Consider the following 13103-nt stretch of genomic DNA (forward strand, 5'->3'; position numbering starts at 1 on the left):
CTGTCCTTTACATATTTTCCTATGATGACTGAATTAGCTATTTACTTTAATATGTGCATATGTATCTCCAACTTGAATGATATCTGTTCCAAATTTTAGATCAACGGGGTGTTTGAAAATAGGGCCATCATATACTATAGTATGGTATTCACCATTTTCGCCACATGGGTCGCCACCGCACTCCTCAATATCATTTAATATTGAAAAGCTCAAATCTTCTCCTAAAAATCCTGTGTGTATCATACTCCTATTGACAACTACGATCTTAGCTTTAAATCCCAATTGCAAAAATTCCGCAACTAATTCTTTTCTCTCCCTCTCCCATAGAGGAAGTACCGCTGTCATAGAGACATTCCGACAAACTCTCTCTTCCCATTGTCTATGTTCTTCTATATCGATATCTCCAAAAATGCCATAGTCCATACCCTGTTCTTTAAATTTCTTGGCATTGGCTACAAAGACTTGTTCATAGCTATGAAATGAAGAACTTCCTATGGTATAATCGATACTGATTGCACGGGCTTGAGCCCTGATGATATCTTCTCTTAATCTATGGGATGAGCTTATCTGATTTTCCTCGCTAAACATGGTAAGCAATTTTTTGATTGTATATCCTTGCTTCTTAGCTTTATATAATGCAAGACAAGAGTCTTTTCCTCCACTCCATGAAACAAAAGAGCCTTTATTCAAATCCATCCCCTACTTTCTTTAACGAAATGCCATAAGCCTATTATATCATAGAGAAATCATCCATTGCCTTCATAGCGTCTGCTATATAGGTCCTTTGGAGTGGTACTTTGCTTTCAAAGAGCAAAACGATGTGTAAGCCCTAGTAGCACCCATGTCATGCTTACCCAAGAGCACAAGGGATAGCGAAGGGCGATTGCTTACAGGCTACGGCTGGCACTCCCATAAACAGTATCAGGCTTGAAGTCTTCCTTTATTTGATTTCATGTTTATTGATTATCCCTTTAACTCCTTTAAGAATATAAGATAATCCAAAGCCTAAGAATCCCCCTACTGTACCTAATATAATATTGTCAGTAATAAGCCCAATGGCTATACCAATAACAAATCCTCCCAACATTAGATATTCATCAATACCTTCATCATTATCTTGGATAATTTGCTGTGAAATTTCTTCCTCTTTTTCTTCCATAATTTGCTGTAAAGGTTCCTCCTTTTCATCATCAACACCAGCAATATCCTCTGATTTTTTGCCCTTTATTAAATCATCTAATGTTATTTTAAATAAGTCACTCAATGTAATCAGTTTATCTATTTCGGGATAGCTTTGGCCAGATTCCCATTTTGAAACCGACTGACGAGATACATTTAATAATTCGGCAAGTTTTTCTTGGGACAATCCTTTTTCTTTTCTTAATAATCTTAGTCTTTCTGAAAAATTCACTTATATCACCTCTCTTAAAGCATATATAAATTTCAGTGATCATACTACCAATTGTCATTTGCTTTTTTGTCAACCTGTAGTTGCATTACGATTAAATAACAAAGTATCTATTTATCCATAGGATTTAAGCTTCATTTTATAAGGATTTACTGATATGACCTAATTATATTGTACAGTATATTCTACAAAGATTTCCTGGTTATTAAAAAAATGCGAACTGGATATTAAAGTAAAAAGGAGAAAGGGAAATATTTTATGGGAAAGCTTGGAAAGATTGTATCTTTCGTAAAAGCCCTGCAATCAATTTGAGAACATATGATATAATTTTCTATAGAATCAAAATGTCTATAAATGAGGTGAAGTTATGCTAGTTAGATATATATTGGGAAGAGCTGGTAGGGGGAAGACCTACAGGGTTTTTGATGAAATAAAAAGAACTTTAAGTAAAACCCAGACAGAAAAACTTATCCTCATTGTGCCTGAACAATTTACCCTACAGGCAGAAAGAGATTTAATAAAACATCTTCAAGTACCAGGAATTATGAGGGTGGAAGTTTTAAGTTTTAGTCGCCTGGCCCACAATGTTTTTCATGAGGCCGGTGGCATAACGAGAATCCCTATTAACTCCCAGGGAAAAAACATGATGCTCAGAAAAGTTGTTAATGAGATCAATGATCAGTTATCTATATATCAGAAGACATCTAAACAGCAGGGCTTTATTGAAAAATTCACAGAGCTTCTCTGCGACTTAAAGAAAAACAACATTTATCCAGAGCAATTACAGGAGAGTGTGGAAAATTTAGATGAAGGTATGATGAAGGAAAAATTACAGGATATCCTTACCATCTATAACCATTTTATCGAAAAAACCCAAGGAAGCTATATGGATAATGAGGATACCTTGCAACTCCTTATGGAAAAAATGGATCAGGCTAATTTCTTGTCTAATACCTATATCTGGATTGACGGCTTTAGTAGTTTCTCAGTTCAAAGCTTGGATGTTATAGGCAAGCTAATGACAATTGCCAAGAGAGTGACCCTGTCCTTACCCTTGGATACTCGTCCAGATTGTTATGATAGAGAAGTCTTTCATATTCCCCGTCAAGTCTTTAAGAAAATTAGAGAAAAAGCAGAGATAAACGGGATAAAAGAAGAACTTCTCGACTTAAATTTGAAGGAAAATTCCTACATAGACGAAAGAATTCATCATCTAGAAGAACAATTATATTCCTATCCCTACTGTCAATACAGGGAAAAAGTAGACAATATTCAAATCTTCCAAGGCAGCAATATCTATATGGAAATAGAATATATGGCAGCAAAAATTATAGAGCTAGTAAGGGAAAAAAATTATAGATGGCGAGATATTGCAGTGGTATGCAATGATCTTGAGACCTATGGCAGTGTGCTCAAAAGAGCTCTAGAGGAAAATAAGATTCCTTATTTTCTCGACCAAAAAAGAAATATTATGAACAATCCCATGATTGAGTTCATCCTATCCAGCTTAGAAGCCATCATCAAGGGGTATCCCTTTGGAGAGGTTTCCCGACTTTTGAAAACCGGATTTACTCCTCTAAAGATGGAGGAGGTGGAAGTGCTGGAAAATTATCTATTGAGATATGGTATACAGGGAAGAAGATGGAAGGAAGCTTTTAAATGGGGAGATGAAGAAAAATTAGAAGAGTTGAATAAGAGTAGAGAAAAACTGATTACACCATTTATGAAGATGGAAAAGAAACTTAAGGGAAAGCATAGCTTTGGAGAGATCACAAAGATTCTTTACCATTACTTAGAAGATGTGAGATTAAAAGAAAAATTGGAGCAGTGGATTGATCAATTAAGACAACAGGGACTTTATGACTATGTCAATGAAAATACCCAAATCTGGAATATTGTTATGGAGACCTTTGATCAATTGGTGGAGATATTAGGGGAACAGCAGGTAACCCTAAGGGAATATTACTCGGTGCTACAATCAGGATTTTCTTCCTTTGAAATAGGCATTATCCCTACTACCCTTGACCAGGTATTGGTAGGGCAGATACAGCGGACCAAGAGCAATGACCTAAAGGCTTTATTTGTCCTAGGGATAAACGATGGGATCTTGCCCTCGGGCATCGAGGATCAGGATATATTATCCAATGAGGAAAAATTGATGCTAAAGCAGCAGGGGCTGGATTTAGCCACCGATCATGATACTCGCTCTACCCAAGAGAGGTATGCTATTTACTCCGCTCTATCCAAACCAAGGGAATATTTGTGGCTCAGCTATCCCTTAGCCAATGGTGAGGGCAAAGCCCTACGCCCTTCTTCATTGATTGATCGGGTGAAAAAAATATTTCCTAAGCTAAGAGAAAAGAATGATGGAATAAATTCCCTAAAAGGGAACACTCAACTGGTGTCCACCGCTCAAAGCACTTTTAAACATTTGATAGAAAATCTGAGATTGTATGCCGACGGCAGTCCCGTGGAGGATTTGTGGTGGCAGGTTTACGGTTGGTACTACCAACAATCTGGTTGGACACATACCAGAGAAAATATCCTTCAAGGCTTATTTCACACCAATCAAGTGGAAGATATTGGTGCCCAAAGGGCAAAAGCCTTATATCAATATCCTATTTATACGAGTGTTTCCAGATTGGAGGGTTTTGTCAACTGTCCCTTTGCCCATTTTATTAAATATGGATTAAAACCTAGGGAAAGACAGGAGTACAAGATACAAGCCCCAGATATTGGCATGGTATTCCACGATTCTATGTCCATATTTACCCAACAGCTTAAAAAGAAAAATCTAGATTGGCGAGAAATTGATCGGGAAATTAGTAATGAAGTGATGGATCAGGTCATTGATGAGATGATTCCTCTATATGGAGAGGGCGTATTTGAAAGCACCTATAGATATAAGCATTTGGTACAACGTTTAAAGAGGGTAAGCAAAAGAGCCATATGGACCCTAACCACCCATCTAAAACAAGGGGAGTTTGACCTATTGGGTCATGAAATGACCTTTGGCAAAAATGCACCTTTCCCTGCTATAGAGATAGAGCTCTCAGATGGAGAAAGAATATTTATTGAAGGCAGAATTGATAGAGTAGACATTCTAGAAGGAGAAGAAGAGGACTATATTAAAATCATTGATTATAAGTCTGGCAACAAAGAGTTTAGCCTTTCAGAGGTTTATCACGGTCTTGCCTTACAATTAATAGTGTATTTAGATGCGGTCTTACAATACAAAAAAGCCTCTAAGGATAAACCCCTTAAACCTGCTGGGATATTCTATTTTAAGATTGATGATCCCATGATAGAGTCCCAGGAAAAAGTCATTGAGAAGGTAGAACAGCAGATAACTAGACAATTAAAAATGAGGGGATTAGTTCTCAAGGATGTGAATATCGTACGAAACATGGATAGGGACATCAATAAGCACTCCCACATTATTCCCGTTGCCTTATCCCAAAAGGATGAATTCTATAAAAACTCCTCTGTATTAGAGGAAGAAGGCTTTTTTGAAGTATTAGATCATTGTAGAACCTTAATAAAAGAAATTAGCGAAGAAATGCTCAGGGGAAATATTAAGATACACCCAGTAAAACAGGGAAATAAAACCGCCTGTGAATATTGTTCTTATTCATCGGTGTGCCAATTTGATCCCCTCTTTGAAGATAATGAATATCACCATATTCAAAAACTAGAAAGTCAAGAGATACTACAAAAAATAAGAGAAAAACAGGGGGGGAGAGCAAATGGTACAATGGACAGATAGCCAACAATTGGCCATAGACAGTAGGAATAAAAACCTATTGGTGTCGGCAGCAGCGGGTTCTGGCAAAACAGCAGTCTTGGTAGAACGAATTATACAATTATTGGTAAAAGATGAAGTAAATATTGATGGTTTTCTCATTGTCACCTTTACCAATGCCGCCGCCGGAGAAATGCGAGAAAGAATAAATAAGGCTTTGTTTGAAGCTATAGAAAAGGGATTGGGTAAGGAAAGTCATCTTAGAAGGCAAATCCAGTTATTAGATAGAGCCTCCATTAGTACCCTGCACTCCTTTTGCATAGAGATCGTTAGAAAGAATTTTCATCTCATCGATATTGACCCTATATTTCGTATAGGAGATGAGGTAGAGACAAAATTATTGAAGATGGAAGTATTAGAGGAGATTTTTGAGACGGAATATGAAAAAGCTTCTCCTGACTTTTTGGCTTTAGTGGAGATGTATGGGGGAAATAGAGATGACCAAGGGCTAAAGGAACTGGTGCTGGGGCTGGACAACTTTATACAAAGCAAACCCTATCCAGAAGAATGGTTAAGGGAAAAGATACAAGATTTTTCCCAGGGAGAAGAGGGATTTTATCATAGTCCCTGGTATAAGAACCTATTAGCACAACTAAAGATAGAATTATCCGGTGCCCAAAAACTATTTCTGGAAGCAAAAGATATTGCCCAAAGGCCAGGGGGACCAGAAGGATATGGCCCCATGATAGAAAATGATCTCCTATTGGTAGAAGACTTGTTGGAAAAGTTAGAAGAAGATTTGGACAGCTTATACAGAGGTCTTTTGTCGGTAAAACATCAAAGATTGGGTAGGGTAAAGGATGTAGAGGAGGATTTAAAGGAGACTTGTAAAAATCTCCGCAATGAAGGAAAAGAGATCATTAAAAGTATTACCGATAAGTTATTGGTGAAAAGTCCAAAGGAATTTGTGGATGAATTAATGGAACTTCACCCTCACATAGAATCCCTTTGCCAGCTTACCCTTTCCTTTGGAGAAGGCTATGCCCTCAAAAAACAAGAAAAAGGTATACTAGATTTTAATGATTTAGAGCACTATGCCTTAAAGATTTTAGAAAATCCAGAGGCAGCCAGAGAGTATAGAGAAAAATTCAACTATATCTTTGTAGATGAATATCAGGATAGTAACCTTATCCAAGAAACCATTGTCAACAAAATAAAGAGGGAGAACAATGTGTTCTTGGTAGGAGATGTAAAACAAAGTATTTATCGTTTCCGTCTTGCAGACCCTTCTATATTTATAGGGAAATATGAAAGCTTTCTAGATACAGAGGAAGGGGTAAATAGAAGAATTGATCTCAGTAAAAATTTTAGGAGTCGAAAAGAAATTATAGAGGGAGTCAATTTTATCTTTAGACATCTAATGTCAAAAGAGCTAGGAGAGATTGATTATGATGATAGAGCTTCCCTATATCTTGGCAGCAATTTCGAGGATATAGAAGAGCCTCAAATAGAGTTAAACCTTATTGAAAGAAATGAGGGAGCGTTGCCAGAGGACTTAGAGGACCAAGAAGATATAGAAAATATGAATCATATAGAAATAGAGGGTCATTGGGTAGCAAAACGTATTCAAAAACTCTTAGAAAAAGAGATATATGATGCAAAACAGGGGGGATATAGGAGGATCCAATATAGGGATATTGTGGTGCTGTTGAGAACAACAAAAAATTGGGCACAAATCTTTATGGAAACCTTTATTGCCCAGGGAATACCTGCTTATGCAGATGTTCATTCGGGCTATTTTGAGACCCTAGAAGTAAATGTTTTTATGAACTTATTAAAAATTATTGATAATAAAAGACAAGATATTCCATTACTGAGTGTGCTCAGGTCCCCTATTTTTAATTTTACAGCCCATGAATTGATCAAAATCCGTGGGAATAGTACAGAGGTTACCTTTTATGAAGCCATAGAGGAATATATAGAGAATAATCAGGACAACTTGCAGGAAAAACTCATAAAGGTATTGGATAAACTTGCCCAGTGGAAGGAACAGGCCCGTTATATTCCCATTGAGGAATTTCTATGGAAAATTCTTATCGATACAGGCTATTACTACTATATAGGTGCTATGCCTGGAGGGATGCAGAGACAAGCCAATATCCGAGTTCTTATGGATCGGGCTCAACAATTTCAGAAAACCTCTATGAAGGGACTTTTTCATTTCATCTCCTTTGTGGATCAACTAAAGTCTTCCAGTGGAGATATGGGTACAGCCAAAATCCTAGGGGAAAACGACAATGTAGTGCGTATGATGAGCATCCATAAGAGTAAAGGCTTAGAATTTCCTGTGGTTATTTTAGCGGGCATGGGAAAAAACTTTAACCTTCAGGACACCAATAAGCCTATTTTATTTCACAAAGATCTAGGATTGGGGCCTAATTATATCAACTATGAAAGTAGAATTTATCATGAAAGCATTGCCAAAATCGCCATGAAAAACAGAATGAAAATGGAGAATCTTTCAGAGGAAATGCGTATTCTCTACGTCGCTCTTACTAGGCCCAAGGATAAACTTATTATGGTGGGTTCTTTAAGGAATTTACCTGATCGAATTGCTAAATGGGGTAGGACCATGGACACTTTGAGCTTTTCCAGAGCAAAAAATCTTCTGGATTGGATAGGCCCTGTGGTCTTGCGACATGCCCAAGGAGAGAGCTTAAGAGAAATGGGAGGGATTCACTGGGGAGAGGAAAAATATATTGAAGACCCCTCCCAATGGGAGATCAATTGCTACCATCCCCAAGATATTGTGGCAGAAGAACGACAAAAACAACAGGACAAAAAACAATTGCTAAATCAATTGCAAAACTTCTCCTTGGATGAAAGAGATGGGGATATTGACCCATCAAATATTTTCCAACGTTTAGATTGGAGCTATCAAAATGAAATGGCAAGTAAACTTCCATCCAAACTGTCAGTAACCGATGTAAAAAACAGTAGAGAAAGTAAGAGGACAGAAGCCTTGGGAGTGAATATTCCCATGATGACAGCTAGGCCAACCTTTATGGAGGGGACAAAGGTTCTTACAGGCCAGGAAAAGGGTGTTGCCATGCACTTTGTGTTACAACATCTGGATCTACATGCAGTAGAAAGCAAAGAACAAATAAAGTTGCAAATACAAAGCATGGTGTCTCGGGAACTCATCAGAGAAAGTGAAGTTCAGGCGGTGGATATAGATAAATTACTCAGATTTTTCCATTCCTCTTTAGGAAGAAGAATGCTTGCCTCTTCGAGGGTAGAGAGAGAAGTAGCCTTCAACCTAGTAAAAGACGCAAAAGAAGTGTTGGAAAATATAGAAGGAATACAAACTTGCCAGGAGGAAATATTGATCCAAGGGGTAATAGATTGTTATTTTCAAGAAGAGGATGAATTGGTGCTTATTGATTATAAAACAGATTTTTATCCTAATCAGCAGGTTAAGGAGAAGATCATTAGAAACTATAGCCCTCAAATACAATTGTACAAAGAGGCCTTAGAAAAAATCCATGGAAAAAAAGTGAAGGAATGTTACCTTTATTTATTCTACGGAGAGGAGGCAGTATCACGATGAGAATTTTGCACACTTCGGACTGGCATCTAGGGAAGACCCTAGAGGGATTTAGCCGTCTACCGGAACAGGAATTATTTTTAGAAGAACTCATAGAGATTGTGGAAAGGGAAAATATAGAATTGATTTTATTGGCAGGAGATATTTATGATACGCCCAACCCTCCTGCGGCAGCAGAGAAATTGTTTTATCAAAGCATGAAAAAACTATCCAACTATGGGAAACGCCCGATTATTGTCATTGCAGGCAATCACGATAGTCCTGACCGCTTAACGGCTGCTAGCCCCCTGGCCTATGAGCAGGGCATTATTCTTTTAGGTACGCCCAAGAGTGTGGCTGCCCTGGGGGATTATGGAAATTTTAGCATTACAGAGGCAGGGGAAGGGTATGTAAAGATCATTATTCAAGGCCAAGAAATTGTCACCATTACTTTGCCTTATCCCAGCGAAAAAAGGCTTAATGAGATTTTAACCTATAGTAGTGATGAAGAAGAAATGAGACTATCTTACTCTCAAAGAGTAAAACAGATCTTTGAGGAGCTTTCCCAGCATTATCGAAAAGATACCATTAATTTAGCCATGTCTCATCTCTATATGATAGGAGGAGAAGAGTGCGATTCAGAAAGACAAATACAATTAGGGGGGAGTTTTGCAGTAGACTGCTCTGCCCTTCCTCCTGCCCAATACACTGCCCTAGGTCATCTACATAGACCTCAACCGGTACGGGGGGCGGTGAGTTCCGCCTATTACAGTGGCTCCCCCCTACAATATAGCAAAAGTGAGATTAACTATAGTAAATGTGTTTATATAGTGGATGTAGAACCAGGCCAAGAGCCTTTGGTACAACCCTATTATTTAAAAAACTATAAACCCATCGAGGTTTGGAAATGTGCAAATATTGAAGAGGCCTTAGAACGTTGTGAAAAAGAAGCGGAAAAAGACATTTGGGTGTATTTAGAAATCAAGACAGATAGAATTCTCACGAGGAGTGAGCTCAAGGCCTTGAAGGATATTCGAAGGGATATTGTAGAAATACGCCCCCTCCTTACTACAGAAGAAAGGGAGATAGAAGAATTAGAGGATATCACTGATTTGAACATTATGGATTTATTTAAGAGCTTTTACCTTTATGAAAAAAAGACAGAGGTCAGTGAGGAAGTTTTGGAGATGTTTTCCAACATCATAGGGGAAGAGGGGGAGAAAGATGAAACCATTGCAGTTGAAGATTCAGGGTCTAAATAGTTTTATGGAGGAACAGGCTATAGATTTTTCTGAGCTTACCGAGGTGGGACTATTTGGGATATTTGGTCCCACAGGCAGTGGAAAATCTACTATCCTCGATGCCATCACCCTAGCTCTTTATGGAGAGATTCCCCGGGCAGGAAGGGATTTGTCAGGAGTAGTCAACAGCCATAGTGACAAGGCGGACATCTACTATGAGTTCCAGATCGGCAACAAAAAAGATAAAAGAACTTACTTTGTACAGCGATGCTATAAAAAAGATAAAAATGGCAGTGTAAATACCCACATTGTAAAACTATGTGATATCACAGATCAAGATAACCCTATTGTATTAGGAGAAAAAGTGAATGCAGTAAACAATAAAGTAGGGGAAATACTAGGCCTTACTTGTAATGATTTTACCAGATCGGTTGTACTGCCCCAGGGAAATTTTAGTGATTTCTTGAAACTAAGTGGGAGAGACAAAAGAGATATGCTGGAGAGAATATTTGCCTTACAGGAATATGGTGGCCGATTGACAAAAAAGATAAGAGACCACAAAAATAAGGTAGATAGTGAGCTCATGGTTATTCAAGGGCAGTTACAACATTTTGATGGAATATCCCAAGGGGCTTTTCAGGCTCTAAAGCAGGAGATAAAGGACCTGGAAGAGAAGAAAATCCATTTAGCAGAACAAGCCAAGCAAATAGAAAAAAAGTATGAAACCTCCCATGCCCTATGGAAATTGCAAGAAGAATATAAAGGCTATCAGGTAAAAAAAGAAAAATTAGATCAAAACCAGGACACCATAGAGGACTATAAAAAACAATATGAATTGGCTCAAAGAGCCAAAAACATACAACCCTATATAAAAAGCCATCAGGAAACCCAAAATAAAATAAAAAATAGAGAGCAAGATCTACAGAGAGTCCAAAGGCAATATCAACAACTGGTTACATCTCTAGATACCCTAAAAGAAAAATGGGAACAACAAAAAGAGAAAAAAGAAAATCATCTTCCTCTATTGGTCAATAAAAAGATAAATCTGGAAAATGCTATAAAACAAAGCCATAAGAAAAACATCCTAGAGAGGGAATGGAAGAAACTAACCCAACAGGAAGAAGAGTTAAGCCTTATTTTAAAACAGAGAGAAGATGAAATTGAACATCTTATCGAGCAGTTAGATCAGTTAACTACAAAAGTTGTGGAAAGGCAGGAGCAAAGGGAAAAGGGGCGTCATTCCCCAGAATACGGAGAAAAACTTTACCAGGCCTATGATATAGAAAAACAATATAAAAAAATACTGAAAAACCATGAAGACTTAATAAAATACATACAAGTCAGCCAGGAAAAATATCTTTATCCTTTAAGGAAAGAAGAGAAGAAAATACAGGGAGCTTTACAGGAATTAGAAGAAAAAATACAAAAAAGTGAGAGGCAGCAGACCAGTATACAGCACCAAATAGAAGAGAGAAAATATCAAAATATGGCGGCTTTATTGGCAAAATCCCTGGAAGACAACCAAAGCTGTCCTGTATGCGGTTCTTTACATCACCCCCAAAAAGCCGACTATCCCCAAAATCAAGAGATAAATACACTAGAGCAATACAAGGAAAATCTAGAGAAAAGTATAGAGACCTTGAAAGAACAAAAAGAAAAAATCCTTCTTACACAACAAAAAATCCTTCAGGATATTTACGGGAGAGAAAGATTAGTCCAAGAAAAAGAAAGAGAAGCACAGACCGCCAAGGAAGAACGAGATGGACTAGAAAAACAATATGAACAATATAAGGACAAATTCAAGACAAAAAACATAGAGATAAAGGTGCAGGAATATCATAAAAAGCTACAACAAGATGAGAAACTTCAAAGGGAAATAAAAACCTTACAGGAGAGCAAAGAAAAACAGGAGATTTTGCAAAGACAGCTGCAAGAAAAACTTTATGCAGAAAATACTCAGCTAACCAGAATACAACAGAGCATAATTGAAAGACAAAATCTCATCAAAGATTTGCAAAGGGACATAGAAAAAGTATGTGGAAAAAACAGTCCCCAAAAGGAAATGGACAACGTGTCCAGAGAAATAGATCAAATGAAAAAACTTTTTACAAGAATAGAGCAGGAGTACAATGAAAAAAGTAACTATAAAAATGAATTGGAAAAGGATCAAAGAGGTTTACAAGATATCTTATCTCAACTGCATGAGTTTCAAGAATCCATAGAAGAGAATCTTCAGCAAGCCCTTGTGGACAATGATTTTAGTGATGTAGAAGAAGTGATAAACTCTTTTAAATCCATAGAAGAACGAAAAAAACTACAAGAAATCATCGAGCAACATCAGCATCAATTGGGTTTAATTAAGGATAATATGGAAAGACTAGAAAAGCACATGGAGGGCAACTCCATTACCCAAGAGCAATGGGAAAATCTATTAGAAAAAAGACAGCAGATCAATCAAAATCTAGAAGAAGGTAAAGCTTTATTGGTTGAAAGAAAAACCCAAGCAGATACTATGGCAGAACAATTAAAGAAATTACAAAAGCTACAAAAACAGCAAAAGGATTTAGAGCATAAACAGGGATTAATTGAAGAAATCAATAGACTATTTCAAGGCAACAAATTTGTAGAGTTTATCTCCCTACGGCAATTAAGATATATAGCCAAAGAAGCCTCTGGAGAACTAAAAAGAATAACACGAGGAAGATATGCTTTAGAGCTAGATGACCAAGGGAACTTTATTATGAGGGATGACTTTAATGGTGGGGTAAGAAGAAGTACGAGAACCCTATCGGGAGGAGAAACTTTCTTGACTTCCCTATCCTTAGCCTTAGCCCTGTCCTCCCATATACAGTTAAAGGGGAGGGCCCCTCTAGAATTTTTCTTCTTGGATGAAGGGTTTGGAACCTTAGATAGTTCCCTATTGGAAGTGGTCATGGATTCCCTAGAAAGACTTCATTCAGAAAAATTAAGTGTGGGCCTGATCAGCCACGTAGATGAATTAAAACAACGTATCCCTAGAAGGCTCATGGTATCTCCTGCGGTAGCTGGTATGAATGGTACTAAAGTGAAAATGGAAATGAGCTAAAAAACAGATATAAGTATTTACATGATAGTATAGTACCTGAT

Annotated in this window: 6 protein-coding genes; 4 read left to right on the plus strand and 2 right to left on the minus strand. The window is 37.5% G+C overall.

Annotated elements, in window-relative coordinates; translation table 11 throughout:
- Positions 1–33: 33 nt before the first annotated feature.
- The gene (locus tag NSA47_RS11975) at positions 34–690 is read right to left on the minus strand and encodes a Dph6-related ATP pyrophosphatase (RefSeq protein WP_257532304.1); all 657 of its coding nucleotides are present in this window, start codon (positions 688–690) and stop codon (positions 34–36) included.
- Positions 691–940: 250 nt separating this feature from the next.
- Positions 941–1411, minus strand: coding sequence for a helix-turn-helix domain-containing protein (locus NSA47_RS11980; RefSeq protein WP_257532306.1), 471 nt, complete (start codon positions 1409–1411; stop codon positions 941–943).
- A 364-nt stretch (positions 1412–1775) separates the two neighbouring features.
- On the opposite strand from NSA47_RS11980, the gene addB reads away from it, so the two are divergent.
- From addB to NSA47_RS12000, 4 genes are read left to right on the plus strand one after another with little or no spacing between them, the layout of a single operon-like run.
- Complete coding sequence (gene addB / locus NSA47_RS11985) at positions 1776–5174, plus strand: helicase-exonuclease AddAB subunit AddB (RefSeq protein WP_257532308.1); 3399 nt, start codon at positions 1776–1778, stop codon at positions 5172–5174.
- Positions 5155–8760, plus strand: a complete 3606-nt coding sequence (gene addA / locus NSA47_RS11990; RefSeq protein WP_257532310.1) for a helicase-exonuclease AddAB subunit AddA — start codon at positions 5155–5157, stop codon at positions 8758–8760. The genes addB and addA overlap by 20 nt, the downstream gene beginning before the upstream one ends.
- Positions 8757–9998 carry an exonuclease SbcCD subunit D gene (locus NSA47_RS11995; RefSeq protein ID WP_257532312.1) on the plus strand — a complete coding sequence of 414 codons (1242 nt, stop codon included), beginning with the start codon at positions 8757–8759 and terminating at the stop codon, positions 9996–9998. The genes addA and NSA47_RS11995 overlap by 4 nt, the downstream gene beginning before the upstream one ends.
- Positions 9961–13062: an SbcC/MukB-like Walker B domain-containing protein gene (locus tag NSA47_RS12000; protein ID WP_257532314.1), complete on the plus strand. Its 3102-nt coding sequence runs from the start codon at positions 9961–9963 to the stop codon at positions 13060–13062. Before NSA47_RS11995 ends, NSA47_RS12000 begins: the two co-directional genes overlap by 38 nt.
- Positions 13063–13103: the final 41 nt, after the last annotated feature.

The organism is Irregularibacter muris (assembly GCF_024622505.1).
GTDB lineage: Bacteria > Bacillota > Clostridia > Eubacteriales > Garciellaceae > Irregularibacter > Irregularibacter muris.